Source organism: Curtobacterium sp. MCBA15_013 (assembly GCF_001865095.1).
In the GTDB taxonomy this organism is placed as follows: Bacteria; Actinomycetota; Actinomycetes; order Actinomycetales; family Microbacteriaceae; genus Curtobacterium.
Genome location: NZ_MJGQ01000011.1, coordinates 21,337 through 39,378 on the forward strand (window position 1 = coordinate 21,337; position 18,042 = coordinate 39,378).

General features: G+C 72.8%; 16 protein-coding genes. 12 read left to right on the plus strand and 4 right to left on the minus strand.

Translation table 11 applies throughout. The features are described 5' to 3' along the window. Positions 1 to 189: 189 nt before the first annotated feature. From BIV01_RS20355 to BIV01_RS08400, 5 genes are all read left to right on the plus strand, one after another. On the plus strand, positions 190 to 2,133 hold the full coding sequence (locus BIV01_RS20355; protein WP_175473669.1) for a TPM domain-containing protein: 1,944 nt from the start codon (positions 190 to 192) through the stop codon (positions 2,131 to 2,133). 56 nt (positions 2,134 to 2,189) lie between these two features. Further along, positions 2,190 to 2,915, plus strand: coding sequence for a PspA/IM30 family protein (locus BIV01_RS08385; protein ID WP_070416310.1), 726 nt, complete (start codon positions 2,190 to 2,192; stop codon positions 2,913 to 2,915). A 45-nt stretch (positions 2,916 to 2,960) separates the two neighbouring features. After that, positions 2,961 to 3,782: an arginase family protein gene (locus tag BIV01_RS08390; RefSeq protein WP_071302526.1), complete on the plus strand. Its 822-nt coding sequence runs from the start codon at positions 2,961 to 2,963 to the stop codon at positions 3,780 to 3,782. A gap of 88 nt (positions 3,783 to 3,870) precedes the next feature. After that, complete coding sequence (locus BIV01_RS08395; RefSeq protein WP_071302527.1) at positions 3,871 to 5,274, plus strand: dihydrolipoyl dehydrogenase family protein; 1,404 nt, start codon at positions 3,871 to 3,873, stop codon at positions 5,272 to 5,274. Positions 5,275 to 5,276: 2 nt separating this feature from the next. Continuing rightward, on the plus strand, positions 5,277 to 5,633 hold the full coding sequence (locus BIV01_RS08400; RefSeq protein WP_175473670.1) for a Fe-S oxidoreductase: 357 nt from the start codon (positions 5,277 to 5,279) through the stop codon (positions 5,631 to 5,633). 359 nt (positions 5,634 to 5,992) lie between these two features. Here BIV01_RS08400 and BIV01_RS08405 read toward each other — a convergent pair whose 3' ends face one another. Both BIV01_RS08405 and BIV01_RS08410 read right to left on the minus strand, forming a co-directional pair. After that, positions 5,993 to 6,820, minus strand: a complete 828-nt coding sequence (locus BIV01_RS08405; RefSeq protein WP_254791805.1) for an ABC transporter ATP-binding protein — start codon at positions 6,818 to 6,820, stop codon at positions 5,993 to 5,995. Next, positions 6,817 to 7,713, minus strand: coding sequence for a siderophore-interacting protein (locus BIV01_RS08410; protein ID WP_071302528.1), 897 nt, complete (start codon positions 7,711 to 7,713; stop codon positions 6,817 to 6,819). The genes BIV01_RS08405 and BIV01_RS08410 overlap by 4 nt, the downstream gene beginning before the upstream one ends. 64 nt (positions 7,714 to 7,777) lie before the next feature. Between BIV01_RS08410 and BIV01_RS08415 the strand changes: the two genes are divergently transcribed. The 7 genes from BIV01_RS08415 (at position 7,778) to BIV01_RS08445 (ending at position 15,442) form a co-directional block, all read left to right on the plus strand. After that, on the plus strand, positions 7,778 to 8,725 hold the full coding sequence (locus BIV01_RS08415) for an alpha/beta fold hydrolase (RefSeq protein WP_071302529.1): 948 nt from the start codon (positions 7,778 to 7,780) through the stop codon (positions 8,723 to 8,725). Positions 8,726 to 8,782: 57 nt separating this feature from the next. Next, complete coding sequence (locus tag BIV01_RS08420; protein ID WP_071302530.1) at positions 8,783 to 10,318, plus strand: ABC transporter substrate-binding protein; 1,536 nt, start codon at positions 8,783 to 8,785, stop codon at positions 10,316 to 10,318. A gap of 37 nt (positions 10,319 to 10,355) precedes the next feature. Beyond that, positions 10,356 to 11,309, plus strand: coding sequence for an ABC transporter permease (locus tag BIV01_RS08425; RefSeq protein ID WP_071302531.1), 954 nt, complete (start codon positions 10,356 to 10,358; stop codon positions 11,307 to 11,309). Beyond that, entirely contained in the window at positions 11,306 to 12,205 is a 900-nt protein-coding gene (locus BIV01_RS08430) for an ABC transporter permease (protein ID WP_071302532.1), read from the plus strand. Before BIV01_RS08425 ends, BIV01_RS08430 begins: the two co-directional genes overlap by 4 nt. Then, positions 12,202 to 13,020 carry an ABC transporter ATP-binding protein gene (locus BIV01_RS08435; protein ID WP_071302533.1) on the plus strand — a complete coding sequence of 273 codons (819 nt, stop codon included), beginning with the start codon at positions 12,202 to 12,204 and terminating at the stop codon, positions 13,018 to 13,020. The genes BIV01_RS08430 and BIV01_RS08435 overlap by 4 nt, the downstream gene beginning before the upstream one ends. After that, entirely contained in the window at positions 13,017 to 13,799 is a 783-nt protein-coding gene (locus tag BIV01_RS08440) for an ABC transporter ATP-binding protein (protein ID WP_071296221.1), read from the plus strand. Before BIV01_RS08435 ends, BIV01_RS08440 begins: the two co-directional genes overlap by 4 nt. A gap of 107 nt (positions 13,800 to 13,906) precedes the next feature. Continuing rightward, positions 13,907 to 15,442 carry a hypothetical protein gene (locus BIV01_RS08445; protein ID WP_083294954.1) on the plus strand — a complete coding sequence of 512 codons (1,536 nt, stop codon included), beginning with the start codon at positions 13,907 to 13,909 and terminating at the stop codon, positions 15,440 to 15,442. Positions 15,443 to 15,494: 52 nt separating this feature from the next. On the opposite strand, the gene BIV01_RS08450 is transcribed toward BIV01_RS08445, so the two are convergent. After that, positions 15,495 to 16,163: a ThuA domain-containing protein gene (locus tag BIV01_RS08450; RefSeq protein ID WP_071302534.1), complete on the minus strand. Its 669-nt coding sequence runs from the start codon at positions 16,161 to 16,163 to the stop codon at positions 15,495 to 15,497. Continuing rightward, positions 16,160 to 18,028, minus strand: a complete 1,869-nt coding sequence (locus BIV01_RS08455) for a heparinase II/III domain-containing protein (protein ID WP_071302535.1) — start codon at positions 18,026 to 18,028, stop codon at positions 16,160 to 16,162. Before BIV01_RS08455 ends, BIV01_RS08450 begins: the two co-directional genes overlap by 4 nt. Between the last annotated feature and the right edge of the window lie 14 nt (positions 18,029 to 18,042).

Sequence of the window (18,042 nt, forward strand, 5' to 3'; positions counted from 1 at the left end):
CACGAGGGTTCGCCCGGAGTCTGTCCGAGCGCTGCGCGGCGTGGATAGACTCCGGGCAACAGCGCTCCGGGGCGCGGTTCCGGGGGTACTCGGACCGTGACCACGGCGACGGACGGAGGACGGATGCGAGCGGTCCAGGGCGGATCGGCCACGGGCAGGACGAGGACCGACAGGGGGACGCCGGGGCTGGTGGGACGCATCGCTGCGGCACTCCTGGCCGTGTTCCTCGTGCTGGCGCCGGCGGCGACGGCGCGAGCGACCGCGCCGGTCGACCTCGGTGGCGCGTACGTCCTCGACGAGGCCGACGTGCTCAGCTCCTCGCAGCAGTCCCGGATCGAGAACGCCGTGCAACAGCTCTACACGGACACGAAGACCCAGCTCTACGTCGTCTTCGTCCCGACGTTCACGAACCCGTCGGACCACACCGAGTGGGGCGCCGCGACGATGTCGGCGAACCAGATCGATTCCGACGGCATCCTGCTGTCGGTCGCCGTCGACGACCGGAACTACGACGTCCAGCAGACGAACGAGACGAGCATCTCGTCGTCCGACGTCCAGTCCGCGGTGGACGACGACCTGCTGCCGGCCCTCAAGCAGAGCGACTGGTCCGGTGCCGCGCTGGCCTTCGCGAACGGCCTCGCCGACACCCAGGCGCCGCCGGACCTCACCTGGCTGTGGATCCTCCTCGCCGTCATGGTCGTCGTGGTCGTCGTCGTGGTGCTCGTCATCCGGACGCGGAACAAGCGCCGGACGGCCGCCGCGACGAAGGCGCAGGAAGCGTCCCTCGCCGACCTCGAGCGGACCGCCGGTGGCGCCCTCGTGACGATCGACGACGAGCTGCGCACCGCCGAGCAAGAGGTCGGGTTCGCCACCGCGCAGTTCGGGGCCGACGCCGCGAAGCCCTTCGCCGAGGCGGTCGCCGCGGCGCAGCAGGCCGTGCGCAAGGCCTTCACGTTCCAGCAGCAGCTCGACGACGAGATCCCGGACTCCCCGCAGCAGCGCGCCGACTGGGCGAACCAGATCATCGCCATCTGCGAGCAGGCGCACGCCTCGATCGAGGAGCAGACGGAGTCGTTCGACAAGCTCCGCTCGCTCGAGGACGGCGTCGAGGAAGCCGCTGCCGCGCTCGCGCAGGCCGTCGCCGCCGCCCCGGCATCGGTCCAGCAGGCGAGCGCCGCGCTGGACCGGGTCCGCTCGGCGTACACCGGCCGGACCCTCGCGACCGTGTCGGACAGCGTCGACCAGGCCGAGCAGGTCCTCGCCTACGCGACCGAACGGTCCCAGGCGGCCACCACCGCGATCGCCGCGGGCGACAAGGGCGAGGCGGTCGTCGCCGTGCGCGACGCCCAGCACGCCCTCGCGCAGGTGCAGCAGCTCACGTCGAGCGCGAGCGCTGCCGAGGCGAGCTTCGCCGAGGCCACCGCACGCGCCGAGGCGATGCGCGTCGACATCGAGGGCGACGTCGCCGCGGCGCGCACCCTCACCGTCGGCGGACCGGAACTCGCCGCCGCGGTCACCCGTGCCGAGACCGTGCTGCGGCAGGGCTTCGACCCGAAGGACCCGATCACCGCGGTCGACGCCCTCACCAAGGCGAACACCGAGATCGACCAGGCCATCGCCGCGGCCCGTGGCGCCGAGGAACAGCAGCGTCGGGCATCCCGTGCGCTCGACGACGCGCTCCGCGACGCCCGGAACCGGATCAGCCAGGCGCGCGAGTTCATCTCGCTGCACCGCGGCGGGGTCGGACCGACGGCGCGGACGCGGCTGTCCGAGGCGCAACGAGCACTCGACGACGCCGTCCAGCTCGCCACGACGGACCCGGGGCAGGCGCTCCAGGCAGCGCGTGCGGCCGAGCAGTACGCGGCGGCCGCGATGGACGCCGCGAACGACGACATGGGCGGCTGGGGCGGTGGCGGCGGCTTCGGCGGCGGTGGCGGCAACGGCGCGCAGCTCGGCGGCCTCGTCACCGGCATCGTGCTCGGTGGCCTGCTCGGCGGTCGCGGCGGCAGCTACGGCGGCGGCTCCTTCGGGGGTGGCGGCTTCGGGGGCGGCGGCGGCTTCGGGGGCGGCGGCGGCTTCGGCGGGGGCGGCGGAGGCGGCGGGGGCGGTTTCTCCGGCGGCGGCCGCTTCTAGACCGGGCACCACAGACCAACAGCACCACACCAGTCCTTCCACGAAAGGGAACAGCAATGGCAAAGCAGACGATCTTCGGGCGGATCTCGACCCTCGTCCGGGCGAACATCAACCAGCTCATCGACGACGCCGAGGATCCCCAGAAGATGCTCGACCAGCTCGTGCGGGACTACACGAACAACATCGCGGACGCCAAGACGGCGATCGCGCAGACGATCGGCAACGTCCGACTGCTCGAGCAGGACCACGAAGAGGACAAGCGGGCAGCGGTGGAGTGGGGCCAGAAGGCCGCCAACGCCTCCTCCGCTGCGGACAAGTACCGCACCGAGGGCAAGACGGCCGAGGCGGACAAGTTCGACAACCTCGCCAAGATCGCGATCGGCAAGCAGATCGCGGCCGAGCAGGAGGTCAAGGACGCCGAGCCGAACCTCGCCTCGCAGAACGAGGCGGTGGAGAAGCTCAAGTCGGGCCTCGCCGGCATGGAGCAGAAGCTCGAGGAGCTCCGCTCGAAGCGCGACAACCTCGTCGCCCGGTCGAAGACGGCCGAGGCGCAGTCCAAGGTCAACGACGCGCTCGGCAACATCGACGTGCTCGACCCGACGAGCGACCTCGGCCGCTTCGAGGAGAAGGTGCGCCGCGAAGAGGCGAAGGTCCTCGGCCAGCAGGAGCTGCAGTCGTCGAGCCTCGACTCGCAGTTCGAGAGCCTCGAGGACGTGGGCAAGGACGCCGAGGTCGAGGCACGACTCGCCGCCCTGAAGTCCGGCGGTTCGTCGAGCATCTGACGCGCTCCTCGGGCGACGCCGGACCCCGCCTGACAGACTGGCACGATGCAGTTCCTCGTGGTCGGTCAGTGGCAGGGTTCGGCGTCGTCCCGTGCGATGCGCCTCGGGGACGGAGCCGCGGCGATCGCGGCCGACCTCCCGCGCGCGTCGACCACCGTGGTCGACGTCCCGGCGGGCGCCGGCGATCGTCTCGAGACGGCCGTCGCCCGGTACACCTCGGTGCTCTCGGTGGCCGAACGCGTCGCCGAGGAGACCACGGTGTCGAGCGAGCCGGTCCTCGTCGTCGGCGGTGACGGTGCGAGCGTGCTCGGCGCCACGGTCGGGCTCGGACCGGACACCGCCTTCGTGCGGATCGCGGGGTCGAGCGGCTTCCGGGCACTCAACCGCGCCCAGCCCGTCGCCGCCGAGACCGCCGTGCTCCGCATCCTCGTGGACCGCCCCGACGACCTGTTCCCGGCCCTTCCGACCCTGGCGGCCTCGTCCGTCGTCGTCGCCGGGGTGCGCGGGGTCGAGGACGCCGAGGCAGGTGCCCTCGACCGTGCCGGGATCGTGCACCTCGACGTCGACGCCGCCACTGCGGACGCGATCGCGGCAGCGGTGGACGCCACCGGTGCCCAGGCGGTGTTCGTGCACGTCGACCTGGACGTCCTCGACCCGTCCGAGGTCGACGGGCTGCTCGAGCCCGTCCCGTTCGGGTTGGACGGCGCCGGACTCGTCGAGCGCATCCAGGCCGCCACGCGCGGACGACGACTGGCGGGCGCGGCCCTCACCGGGTTCGCGCCGGTCGACCCGGACCGCGCGGTCGACGACCTCGGCGTCATCCTGCGTGCGGTCGGCGCGCTGACGAGCGCGTCCCGCACCGTCTGACGGTCCCGGCGCTCCCCCGCGGACCCGTTCTCCACGGGTACGCACCGCGCCCGGCATGACCCATGCCGATCCGCGTACGCTCGGCGACATGACGGACTACGACCTCATCGTGATCGGCGCCGGCGCAGTCGGCGAGAACGTGGCGGACTACGCCAAGAAGCGCGGCCTGTCGGTCGCCATCGTGGAGGCCGAGCTCGTCGGCGGCGAGTGCTCCTACTGGGCGTGCATGCCGTCCAAGGCCCTGCTGCGCAGCGGGCACGCGCTCGCAGCGGCGAAGCGACTCGACGGTGCGAAGCAGGCGGTCACGGGCGACCTCGACGCGGCGCACGTGCTCGCCCGACGGAACTCCTTCACCTCGGACTGGAAGGACGACGGCCAGGTCTCGTGGCTCGAGTCCGCCGACATCGACCTCATCCGCGGCCACGCCCGGATCACCGGCGAGAAGACGATCGAGGTCGACGGCACGACGTACACGGCAGCCGCGGCGATCGCGGTCGTCACGGGCTCGCTGCACACCCTCCCCGACGTCCCGGGGCTGGCCGACGCGACGCCGTGGGGCACGCGTGAGGCCACCAGTGCGCAGACGGTGCCCGAGAGCCTGCTCGTCATCGGCGGCGGGGTCTCCGGCTCGGAGCTCGCGACCGCGTGGGCGTCCCTCGGGGCGAAGGTCACGCTCGTCGCACGGCACGGCCTGCTCGGCGGCATGGAGCCGTTCGCGGGAGAGCTCGTCGCCGACTCCCTCCGCGAACTGGGCGTCGACGTCCGCACCGGCGTGAACCCCACCCGCGTCGACCGCGACGAGCGCGGCCTCGTCACCACGACGCTCGACGACGGCTCGACGGTCATCACGAGCGAGGTCCTCGCCGCGACCGGACGCGCCGCGACCACGAAGGACCTCGGCCTCGAGTCGGTCGGGCTGACCGCGGGCGACTGGCTGCAGGTCGACGACACCATGCTCGTGCAGGGCACCGACTGGCTCTACGCCGTGGGCGACGTCAACCACCGTGTGCTCCTCACCCACCAGGGCAAGTACCAGGCGCGTGCCGCGGGCGAGGCGATCGCCGCCCGGTACCAGGGCACGCCGCTGCACACCGAACCGTGGGGTGCGCACGTCGCCACCGCCGACCACGCTGCCGTCCCGCAGGTCACCTTCACCGATCCCGAGGTCGCGAGCGTCGGCCTGACCGAGGCCAAGGCCCGCGAGCAGGGGCTGAACGTCCGGGCGGTCGAGTACGAGCTCGGCAACGTCGCCGGCGCCTCGCTGCAGGCGGACGGCTACACCGGGCGGGCGAAGATGGTCGTCGACGAGGACCGCGGAGTCGTCGTCGGCGTGACCTTCGTCGGGCAGGACGTCGCCGAGATGCTGCACGCCGCGACGATCGCCGTCGTGGGCGAGGTCCCGGTCGACCGCCTCTGGCACGCCGTCCCCGCCTACCCGACGATGAACGAGATCTGGCTGCGACTGCTCGAGACCTACGGCCGCCCGGAGTAGCGGTGCGGAACCCCGTGCTCGACTCCCCCGTGTCCCGGGCGGGGTGGGCGTTCGCGACCGCGGTCGGACTCGCCGTCGGCGTCCCGCTCTCCACCGGGAAGGTGCGGGTCGTCGACGGGCTGATCGTGTGCACGGGGCTGCCGCGGTGGGTGTTCCGCCGAGGTGGCACGTGCGTGGGGTCGGTCTACCTCACGCGGGACAACGACGGCGACCGGGTGCTCCGGCACGAGCGGGTGCACGTCAACCAGTGGCGGCGGTACGGGATGCTCATGCCGATCGTGTACGCGTTGGCCGGGCAGGATCCGCTGCGGAACCGGTTCGAGATCGAGGCCGGCCTCGAGGACGGCAACTACCGCTGACGCGCGGCGCCCGCCCGCCCGCGCGCCCGCCCCGAGGTCGCACGACACGCCGCGCGCGTGGCGACGAGGTCGCACGAAGTGCCGCGCGCCGGGCGCGCGAGCGGCAGTTCTCGCGACCTCGCGGGGGTGGAGCTGGCCGACACCCCGACGGGAGGCGCGGGACGGTCCCGCACCGTTCCTCCCGTCCGGAACGGTGTGCGCCCACGGCGATTGGTCACGTCCGTCTCGAGGTCGCACGACACGCCGCGGGCGAGCCGCCCGGGTCGCACGAAGTGTCGCCCGCGGCGCGCGCGAGCGGCACTTCGTGCGACCTGACCGACCGCGGGCGGCGCCCGCGCCGCGCCCCGCGCGCCCGCGCGTCAGGCCGCGGGGCGCCGCGGCACCACGAGGGGCGTGCCCGTCTCGGGGTCGGCGACGACGACGCACGGCAGCCCGAACACGTCCTCGACGAGGTCGGCCGTCACTACCGACGCCGGCGGCCCCGACGCCACGATCGACCCGTCACGCATCGCGATCACGTGTGTGGCGTACCGCGCCGCCTGGTTGAGGTCGTGCAGCACCGCGACGACCGTCCGACCGGCCGCGTGCAACGCCGACGCCAGCTCGAGCACGTCGTACTGGTGCGCGATGTCCAGGAACGTGGTGGGCTCGTCGAGCAGGACGATGTCGGTCTCCTGCGCGAGCACCATCGCGATCCACACCCGCTGTCGCTGCCCGCCGGACAGCTCGTCCACGCTGCGGTCGGCGAGCGACACGGTCGACGTCTGCTCGAGCGCGGCCTGCACGGCCCGCCGGTCCGACCCCGACGACGGGTGCAGCAGGTCCTGGTGCGGGAACCGCCCGCGGGACACCAGGTCGCGCACGGTGATGCCGTCCGGCGCGATCGGGGTCTGCGGGAGCATCCCGACGCGGCGCGCGACGGCCTTCGGGCGGAGGGACGAGATCGGCGAACCGTCGAGGTACACGGTGCCGGCGGTCGGCTTGAGCGTCCGCGCGAACGACTTCAGCAGCGTCGACTTGCCGCACGCGTTCGGCCCGACGATGACCGTGAGTTCACCGTCCGGGATGTCGACGTCGAGCGCGGGCACCACGACCCGGTCGTCGTACGCGAGCGTCAGCCCACGGGCCCCGAGCGCGGTCGCCGGCACCGACGACGCAGCCCCGGCGCCGTCGACGGAACCGGTCAATTCTCGGCCTTGCCGTGCCGCCAGTACCCCATGAACGCGACCTGCTTCCGATCGAGCCCGACACCGCGCACGAGGTGCCGGCGGAGTTCCTTGACGCATCCGGCCTCGCCCGCGATCCAGGCGTAGACGGGTCGCGGCTCGTCGCCGGCGGGGATGTCCCAGAGCACCTGTTCGTCGACGTCGACGTCCGCGAGCTCCCCCGCGTCGCCGCACGCCGGCCCCGCCGCGACGGTCGACGCCCAGGCGTGCACCTGGTCGGTCATCCGGACGCCGTGCGAGGCGCCGTTCCGGGCGATCCAGCGGACCTCGACCCCGGCGGGCGCGGACACCGGCAGCCGGTCGGCGTCGGTCGGGACCTCGATGAAGACGTGGCCGACGGTGGCGACGTCGAGCGCCTCGAGGATGGCGCAGATGGCCGGGGCGGCGGTCTCGTCGCCGGCGAGCAGGATCCGGTTCGCGGCGCCGGGGTCGAACTCGGCCGCACCGGTCGGGAGCTCCGCGGGCGACGACGGCACCGCCGGCCCGACGATGCGCAGTTCGTCGCCGACCCGGCACTCCGAGACCCAGCGCGAGGCGGGTCCGGTGTCGCCGTGCGCGACGAAGTCGATGTCGAGCTCACGGGCGTCCGGCCGGAAGGAGCGGACCGTGTAGGTGCGGAGCGGGTTCCGGACCGCGTCGGGCAGGGCACGCCAGGCGCCGTACCAGTCCTCGCCGTCGGGCAGGTCCGTGAAGCCGTGCCCGGGGATCGGCAGCACGATCTTGATGCGCTGGTCGAGGCCGACGGACGAGAACTCGGCGAGGGCGTCGCCCGTCAGGGTCACCCGGACGAAGTGCGGGGTGAGGGACGTGACGGCTGCCACGCGGACGGAGAAGACACGGTACCGGGCTGCCACGCGGCAAGTATGGCATGCCTTACCTAAGAGACCCAAGGGTCCGCACGGTGCGAGGATCGTCCCCGTGCCCGATGCCGACGACGAATTCGCAGACCTGGCCGACCTCGCCCACGCGAGCGGCGTGACGGCGCCGATGCGCGCCTCCAGGCAGGTGGTCCGCACCACCGACGGACAGGAGATCGCCGCGATCCGCTGGGACACGGCGGACGGCCAGGAGGCGCGGATCACCTACCTGCACGGGCTCGGCATCGACGCCCACAGCTTCGACCAGACCGCGCTCGCCGTCGGCGAGCCGGCGGTCGCCGTGGACCTGCCCGGCCACGGCCGGTCCGGGTGGCGCGACGACGCGGACTACGGGGCCGGCGCGACGGCACCGAGCGTGCGCGCTGCCCTCGACGCGCTCGGGGTCCGGCCGGGGATCGTCGTGGGGCACTCCCTCGGCGCGATCCTCGCCGCCCGGCTCGCAGCGACCGCGCCGGATCGCGTCACCGGACTCGTGCTCGTCGACATGTCGCCGGACTTCGCCCAGCGGGCCGTCGACCGGATCGCCCGCGCGCTCGAGGCCGAGGAGCCGTTCACGTCGCTCGAGCAGGTCGTCGACCGCGCCGTGGAGGCCCGCGTCGGCGACGACCGCGCGGTGCTCCTGCGCGAGGCCCGGCACACCACACGGCTCGGGGCCGACGGGCGGCTCGTGCGACGCCACCACTTCCCGCACCTCCCCGCCGGGCGCACCTCGTCGGTGGGGCGGTTCGCGGACGCGTGGCCGGACCTCGAGGCCCTCGACGTCCCGATCCTGCTCGTCCGCGGCGACCGCGGCTACGTGTCACCGAAGCTGCACGCGCAGTTCGCCGAGCGCCTGCCCGACGCCGAGATCGTCACGGTCGAGGCCCGGCACGCGGTGCAGAACCAGGCGCCCCTCGAACTGGCCACGGCGATCCGGGCATGGGCGGAACGTAACGGTTTGTTGCACCGGATCGAAGAACCGTCGCCGGAGCACCCCGGCCGCCGCTAACCTCGTGCAAGCGCGCGCGACGACCGTCGCCACCGCGCCGGAAGGAACCCACCACCCATGAGTCCGCTCCCCGCCCGCAGCACCTCCCGCCTCGGCCGCGCGGCCCTCGCCGCGACCGCGGTGGCCGTCGCATCGGCCCTCGTGCTGACCGGCTGCTCCGGATCCTCGAACGAGGACGGCGGCACCGACGCCACCGTCCGCGTCGGCCTCGTCCTCGAACCGACGAGCCTCGACATCCGCACGCAGTCCGGTGCCGCACTCGACCAGGTGCTCATCGACAACGTCTACCAGGGGCTCGTCGGCCGCACGGCGGACGGTGACGTCCGCGACGTGCTGGCGTCGAAGCACGCGGTGTCGGACGACGGCCTGACGTACACGTTCACGCTGCGCGACGGCACCACGTTCCAGGACGGCAAGGACGTCACCGCGGCCGACGTCGTCTGGTCGCTGCAGCAGGTCAAGTCGAACGATTCGTACGTCGACTCCGCGCAGCTCGCCAACGTGACGTCGATCACGTCACCCTCCGCCGACACGGTCGTCCTCACGCTGGCGAAGCCCGACTCCGACCTGCTCTGGAACCTCACGGGGCGAGCCGGCCTCGTGCTCGAGAAGGCCGCGAAGAACGACCTGTCGGACACCGCCAACGGCACCGGTCCGTACGAGGTGTCGAGCTGGAAGCAGGGCGATTCGCTCACCTTCGAGCGGAACGCCGACTACTGGGGCACGAAGGCGAAGGTCGCCAAGGTCGTCTTCCGGTACATCACGCAGCCGTCCACCGCGGTGAACGCCATGGCGAACGGCGACCTCGACGTGCAGACCGCCGTCGACGGCACGCTCAAGAGCCAGCTGCAGAACAGCTCGGACATCTCGCTGCACACCGGCAAGACGACCGACAAGTACACGCTCGCGTTCAACGACCAGAAGGCGCCGTTCACCGACAAGCGGGTGCGACAGGCGATCCGGCAGGCGATCGACGCGAAGGCGATCATCAAGGCGATCGGCGGCACCGGCGTCGAGCAGGGCGGCCCGATCCCCGAGCTCGACCCCGGCTACCAGGACCTCACCGACATCGACGCGTACGACCCCGCGAACGCGAAGAAGCTCCTCGCCGAGGCCGGCCACCCGAAGCTCGACCTCACGCTGACGTACGCGAACATCTACTCGGCGACGATCGGCGACGTGCTGAAGTCGCAGCTCGCCGACGTCGGCATCACCCTGACGGTCAAGCGCGTCGACTTCGCCACCTGGCTGTCGCAGGTGTTCGAAGCACCGAAGAGCGGCACGCGTGACTTCGATCTGTCGATGGTGAACCACGTCGAGGCGCGCGACTTCGGCAACTGGGCGAACCCGGAGTACTACTTCGGCTACGACAACGCCGAGGTGCAGTCGCTCTACGCCGACTCGGTCGCCGCGACGGACGAAGCCGCCAAGGTCGCCGACCTGCAGAAGGCGGCGCGGATCGTCAGCGAGGACGCCGCCGGCGAGTGGCTCTACACGGCGACGTCGATCACGGCGGTACGGAAGGGCGTCACGGGCTTCCCGTACGACGGCACGAACTCGCGCCTCGACCTGTCGAAGCTCGCCGTCAAGTGAGGCGGGCACGGACCACGGCTCCCGTAGCATCGGTGTCGTGACCCGGTTCCTCATCGGGCGGGTGCTCCTGCTCGTCGTCGGCCTGCTCGTGGCCAGCGTGATCATCTTCGCGACGCTCCGGGTGCTGCCCGGCGACGTGGCGCAGATCGTCGCGGGCACCCAGGCGTCGCCGGCGCAGGTGGCCGAACTGCGCCAGCAGCTCGGGCTCGACCGACCGGTCGTCGTGCAGTACCTCGACTGGATCGGCGGGCTGTTCCGCGGCGACCTCGGGCGGTCCCTCGTCACCGACGGACGGGTCGCACCCGAGATCGCCCAGAAGCTCAGCGTCACGCTGCCGCTCGCGGCCATGTCCCTCGTCGCCGCGCTCGTCATCGGAGTGCCGCTCGGCGTGCTCGCCGCGGTGCTGCGGCGTCGCCCGGGCGGGGCCGTCATCGCCTTCGTGGCGCAGGCGATCGCGGCGATCCCGATCGTGTGGGCCGGCATGCTCCTCGTGGCGCTGTTCGCCGTCACGCTGCACTGGCTGCCGACGCAGGGCTTCCCGCTCGACGGGTGGGACGAACCCGGTCGGGCGTTCGCCGCGCTCGTGCTGCCCGCGCTGACGATCGGCGCCGTCGAGGGTGCGGTGATCCTGCGCTTCACCCGCTCGGCGACGCTCGGGGTGCTCGACGCCGACCACGTCCGCACGGCGGCGGCGATCGGCCTCACCCGGACGCAGGCGCTCGTCAAGCACGGGCTCCCGTCGGTGGCGCTGACCGTGCTGGCCGTGCTCGGCGTGCAGATCGCCGGGCTCCTGGTCGGGGCCGTCGTCGTCGAACAGCTCTTCTCGCTCCCCGGCGTCGGACGCATGCTCGTCACCGACGTCGGGCGCCGTGACATCACGAAGGTGCAGTCCGAGCTGCTCGTGCTCACCGGGCTCGTGCTGCTCGTGGGCTTCGCGGTCGACGTCGTGCACCGCACGCTGGACCCCCGACAGCGCGAGGTGTCCGAGTGATCCGCCGTCTCCTCGCCCGGCCGACCGGGGTCTTCGCCGTGGTCGTCCTCGGCCTGCTCGTCGTCCTCGCCGTGGTGTCGCTCGTGTGGACGCCGCAGGACCCCTTCCGCGCCGACCCCTTCCACCAGTGGGAGCCGCCGAGCCCAGCGCACTGGTTCGGCACCGACGCCTCCGGCCGGGACATCGCGAGCTACCTGCTCGCCGGCACCCGCACGACCGTGCTCGTCGCGGTGGGCTCCGGCGTCATCGCGAGCGTCGTCGGGATGGTCCTCACCGCGATCGGCTCGCTCACCGCGCGCTGGGTCCGCGAGGGCACGGCCGTCCTGCTCGACATCCTCGTGGCGTTCCCGACCCTCCTCACCGCGATGCTGCTCACCGCGATCGCCGGCGGGTCGCTCGGCGTCGTGATCGTCAGCGTCGGCCTGTCCTTCGGCGTCACGATCGCCCGGGTGGCCCGCGGGGAGATCCGCCGCATCGCCCGCAGCGACTACGTCACCGCCGCGCGGGCGTCGGGCGTGGGCGGTGCCGGGGTGCTGTTCCGCCACCTCGTGCCGAACGCGGCGCCGCTGTTCACCGTGCAGCTCTCGCTCGCTATGGCCACCGCGGTCCTCGCCGAGGCCGGGCTCTCGTACCTCGGGTACGGTGCCGGCTCGAACACGGCCTCGTGGGGCAGCATGCTCGCCGACCTGCAGACGTACATCGGCGTGCACCCGTGGAGCGCCACCTGGCCCGGTGCGGCCATCGCCCTGGTCGTCGCGGCGCTGTCGCTGCTCGGCGACGCGGTCCGCGACGCGACGGACCCGCGCCTGACGACGAACGACCGCGCGGCCGGTGGCGGACCCGCGCCCCGCACGCCGGACGACCCGGCCACGACGAACACGGGGGTGACCTCATGAGCGACGCGACCACTCCGGGCACCGCAGCCTCCGGGCTCGAGGTGCGGGGGCTGACGGTCCGCATCGACCGTCGGACGATCCTCGACGACGTGACGTTCACCGTGCCTCCTGGCCGCCGCGTCGGCGTGATCGGTGCGTCCGGGTCCGGCAAGTCGATGACCTCGCTGGCCCTGATGGGACTCGAGCCGACCGGCGCGACCGTCACCGGCAGCGTCCGGTTGGACGGCACCGAGCTCGTCGGCCTGCCCGACCGCGAGCGCGCCCGCCACCGCGGCGCCGGCATCGGGATGGTCTTCCAGGAACCCGGCACCGCACTCGACCCGCTCCGCCGGGTCGGCGCGCAGATCGCCGAACCGCTGCGGCTGCACCGCGCACTCGACCGCCGTGCAGCAGCGGCCGCCGCGCTCGACCTCGCCGTCAGCGTGGGGCTGCCGGATCCGGAGTCGCTGCTGCGGCAGTACCCGCACCAGCTCTCGGGTGGGCAGCGGCAGCGGATCTGCATCGCGATGGCGATGGCCGGTCAGCCGTCCTACCTCGTGGCCGACGAACCCACCACGGCGCTCGACGTCACGACCGAGGCCCGGATCCTCGAGCTGTTCGAGGGCCTCACCGCGGGCATGGTCTTCGTCACGCACGACCTCGCGGTGCTCGCCCGGATCGCGGACACGGCCGTCGTGCTCGACGCCGGCCGGGTCGTCGAACACGGGTCGGTCGCAGGACTCCTCGCGGCACCGCAGCACCCCGCGACGGCCGCCCTCGTCGACGCCGCCCGCGCCACCGCCCGGCGTGCCCCTCGGACCGGAGGCTCCGCATGACCGACGTCCTGCACGCCCGCGACCTGCACCGCACCTACCGACTCCCCCGCCGCGGCCCGTTCGAACCCGGGCCCGTCCGGACCGCGGTGGACGGCGTCGACCTGACGGTCGCGTCCGGCGCACGCCTGGGGATCGTCGGCGAGTCCGGATCGGGCAAGTCGACGCTGGTGCGGCTGCTCGCCGGCCTGGAGGCGCCTTCCGCAGGCACCGTGACCGCCTCCGGTCGTCCGGTGGTGGCGTCCGGGTCCGCGGCCGCGATGCGCTGGTTCCGTCGCGAGACCGGGGTGGTCTTCCAGGACCCGTACGCCTCGCTCGACCCGCGGATGCGCGTGGGCGCGATCGTCGCGGAACCGCTGCGGGCGCTCCGGATCGACGGTTCGCACGACGCGCTCGTCCGGGACGTCCTCGCGCGCGTCGACCTCCCCGCCGACGTCGTCGACCGGTACCCGCACGAGTTCTCCGGCGGCCAACGGCAGCGCATCGCGATCGCCCGGGCCGTCGTGCACTCGCCGCGGATCCTGTTCGGGGACGAGCCGATGAGCGCCCTCGACGTGGTGGTCCGGGCCCGCGTGATCGAGCTGTTCCGGTCGCTCGCGGACGACCTCGGGCTGACGCTGGTGCTGGTGTCGCACGACATCGGCGTGGTGCAGCGGCTGTGCGACACGGTGGCGGTGATGTCCGCGGGGCGGATCGTCGAGCACGGGTCGGTGTCCCTGCTCGATGCGCCCGAGCACCCGGTGACCCGGACCCTGGTGGAGGCTGCGCCGACGCTGCCGTAGCGCCGGCGATGTGCGACTCCTGTTCGACTGGGCGGGATTCCTTGCCCACTGTGCGGGACCCTCGGGAGCATCGACGTGCATCGATCGCTTCTCGAAGGGGAGAACGCATGAGCACGTCGAACGACATCACCAGACGGACGGCACTCGGTCTCGGCATCGTCGCCACCGCATCGGCCGCGAGCGGGGTCCTCGGACCAGGGCACGGCCGACCACACCTCGCCGCCACGGTCACGAAGGAGTTCGCGGCCGACACGACGACGCTGCTGAAGAACCCGCTCAACGGCTGGGCGCTGTACGGCTCGTCCACCCCGGCGGCGGACTACTGGACGCAGTACGACGACGTCCCGCTGCCCGACGGCACCACGATCACCGTGTCCGACCACGCCTCGGTGCTGTACATGCGGGTGTCGTGGACGATCCTCGAACCGTCAGAGGGCGTCTACGGATGGGACACGAACGCTGCCTTCGCGGGCATCCTCGCCGAGGCCCGCCGTCGGGGACTCCGGCTGGCGTTCCGCGTGGTGGTCGACAGCCGCGACAAGGCGTCGAACTTCACGCCCGACTGGGTGCGGGCCGCGGGTGCCTCCGGGTACGAGACGCAGACCGGCAGCAAGACGGTCTGGTCGCCCTACCCGGACGACCCGGTGTTCCAGGCGAAGTACGCGGCGTTCGTCGCCGCCTTCGCCGCGCAGTACGACGACCCGGAGACGACGGACTTCATCGACGGGTACGGCCTCGGCAAGTGGGGCGAGGGACACTCGATGCTCTACCGGGACGCCGCGAACCGCGAGCCCGTGTTCGACTGGATCATCGACCTGTACCAGCGGCACTTCACCACGGTGCCGCTGGCGCTGAACTACCACCGGATGATCGGCGGCGGGAAGGACTGGGGTGCGCCGGACCCCGAGAGCGAACGGATGCTCGACGGCGCGTACGAGAAGGGGTACGTCCTCCGCCACGACGCCTTCGGGATGACCACCTACTACTCCGACTGGGAGAGGTCGATGGCCGCGAAGTGGCGGTACCGGCGCCCGATCATCATGGAGGGCGGGTGGGTCACCGCCCAGCACGACGTCACGCAGGACCCCCGCGGCTACGAGACGGTCGCCGACGTGCGGCAGGGCGAGTTCGACGACTCCGTCGAGGCCCACGTCAACATGATGGACTTCCGGAACGGCGAGACACTCTCGTGGTTCGCCGCCGAGACCGCCCCGCTCACGCAGCGTTTCGACGCCGAGGGCGGGTACCGGCTCTACCCGTCGAAGGTCGTCGCCCCGGACGCGCTCCGTGCCGGCGGTACCGCTGCGATCACCCACGAGTGGACGAACCTCGGGTGGGGCTTCCTGCCGACGAACCTCCCGGTCTGGAAGCACAAGTACAAGGCCGCGCTCGCGCTGCTCGGGGCGGACGGAACGCCCGTCCGGGTCGTCGTGGACGCGGCGTCCGAGCCCTCGGACTGGCTGCGGGGCACGCCCACCGCGTACTCGTACACGCCGTCGGTCGCCGGCGTCGCCCGCGGCTCCTACCGCTGGGGCGTCGCGATCGTGGACACGACCCGGTCGGACACCCCGGCGATCGCGCTCGCGGCGCAGGGGACGACGACGAACGGCTGGCTCGTCGTCGGGGACGTCACGGTCTCCTGAGCCGTCGTGACCGTTCCGGTTCGCGATCCCCCGCGATCGCGAACCGGAACGGTCACGAGCCGGACTCGGTCAGGAATCCCAGCGCCTGTGCGACCAGCCGGCGGTGATCCGGCGAGGCGAACGACGCCCCGGCGTGACCGAGGCCGTCGTAGACCGTGACGCCGCCGCCCGGACGCTCGTGCACCCAGACCAGCGGGTGTCGGACACCGTCGTGCTCGTGGTCGACCAGGACCCGGACCGCCCCCGAGACGCGCTGGTGGGAGTACCGCTCGTCGTCGAGCGAGAAGTCGCCGATGCCCGCCGTGACCGGGTGCTGGTCGTCGACCACGTGCACGGTGCACGGTCCGGACGGCGGGTGCATCGTCGTGCCGCGCACCCACACGCCACCGAGGGCCCGTTCCCAGTCGTCGTCTCCGGCGAAGGACGTCGACGACACGTGCACGACGAGCATCGGCACGCGGCTCGCGAGCAGCCGACGGAACCCCGGGTCCGCTGCGGGCAACGGCACCGGCAGGCCGTCGCGCGGCAGGCCGAGGTCCACGACCACGAGCGACGGCAGCGGGCCGACCCCGAAGGACTCGAGCGTCCGGTCGACGTCCGACGACGATGACAGCTCGATCCCCACCTGGGCCGCGATCGCCGTCAGCGCCGCGGTCGTCTCGTCGAAGGGGTGCCAGGGGTCCGTCCACCGTCCGACCCCGCCGAGCAGCACCGCACTCACGCGGTGGCCCGGGTGATGCGGACGGTGTGCGACCCCGCGCGGGCGGGCTCGCGTTCGACGAGCAGGACCCGGTGCAGCGCCGCGCCCCAGGCCGCCCGCAGCTTCTCGTCGTCGAGCTCGCGTCGCTCCGTGCGCACCTCGAAGCGCGCGCCGTCGACCGCCACGTGTGCCGGCCCGACGTCCAGACCGCCGGGGGTCACCACCGGTTCGTGGAGCGTCAACAGCACGAGCGTCATGACACCCGGTTCCGCGAACGCCCACTCGTCCTGCAGCTCGACGACCTCGGCGGCCCGGTCGAGCGAGGCGATCCGCACCGCGCGCACCAGCCCGGACGACGCGGGGTACGCCGCGGTCAGGTCCGTGGACAGGGTCGCTCGGTCGCCGTCGTCGGCGAACTCGGTGCCCGTGGCCCGGAACGACTCCCCCTCGTGCTGCTCGACCCCGTTCGGCCACGGCACGCTGTGCCAGCTCGACCGCATGGTCCAGATGCCGTACCGGTGCTCGGGCATGAACGTCTCACGGCGGTACACCCCGACGCCGGCGTCCACGACGACGGGTTCGCCGTCGAGCGAGACGATGACGGACCCTGCGTCGTTGTGGTTGTGGCTGACGGCGTTGTGGCCGCCCTTCGCCGACAGGAAGAAGGCGTCGGAGCGGGCAACGGCCACCTCGGTGCCGGGCAGGTACAGCGACGTGGGCATGCCCGGCGCTGCGGGTCCGGCGTCCTGCCACCCCGGTGCCCGGAGCTCGGCGAGGGTGCGGCGGAAGAGCGCTGCGAGCTGCCCGTCGAACCGCAACGCGTGCCGGCGCCCCATCCACCGGGCGTGCTGCACGACCTCGTCGTCCCCGACGCGTGCACCGAACCGGGCCAACAGGTGCCAGTTCGCGTTCTCGGGCAGCACCGGCGACCCGTCGGAGTGGTTGACCTGGCGGTGGGCGTCGATCTGCATGCCCATCGGGAACCGTGCCGTGGCGGCCACCGGTTCCACCACGAAGCCGTCGAAGGCCCCGTCGGTGAGCTGCTCGACGAGGTCGAGGGCCTCGAACAGCGTCGCACCGGCCCACCACCAGTAGGTCGCGCCCTCGTCGCAGCTGCCGTCGGCGTCGTACCCGGCCCGGAACCGGTCGAGGATGACGAGCGCGCGGTCGATCGTCGCTCCGAGTCGCTCGGCGTCGGGCTCCACCACGGCAGCACAGACGAGGACGTTCGACACGATCCACGGCGCCCAGTTGTTGGGCGGCCCGTCGACCCCGTGCCAGAAGTACTCCTCGCGTTCCCACGGGTCCAGGACGCGGCGGCGGACCTCGTGGTGCACGTGGGCGCGGATGCCCGGCGCGTCGCGTTCGAGCCGCTCACCGGCGATCGCGTCGATCGCCGCCAGCATGCCGCCGACGTACGCGTCCGACAGGTCGAGCACGTCCCGGCCCGGCACCGGCAGGAACGGCCGCTCGCCGCTCTCCGGCAGCGCGTAGTGCGACGGCAGGCACCACGCGCGCAGTTCGCAGATCCGCCAGACCTGGTCGGCGAGGACCGTCGCCCACTCGTCCTCGTCGGTCACCGCGAGCGCGAGCGCGGCCGAAGCGGCCGACTCGAGCAGGTTCCGCTGCGCGCGCTCGTACGGCTGCCGGTCGCCGTCCCGGCTGTAGCGCGCCCAGAGCGAGAGGGTCGGGAAGGCGACCGCGGCGGCGTCGCGACGGTCCCTCGCCACCGCGAGCAGCGCCTCCTGGTCCGCCGTCGCCACGTCGGCCCACGCGGCGCGGTCGGTGACGGGAGGCGCGGGTCGCCACGTCCTCGGTCGGAGCGCCCGGCGGGCGGTCGCGGTGAAGCGGTCGGTGAGGGTCTGGGCGTCGACGGTGACGGTCATGGGGGTTCCAGCGG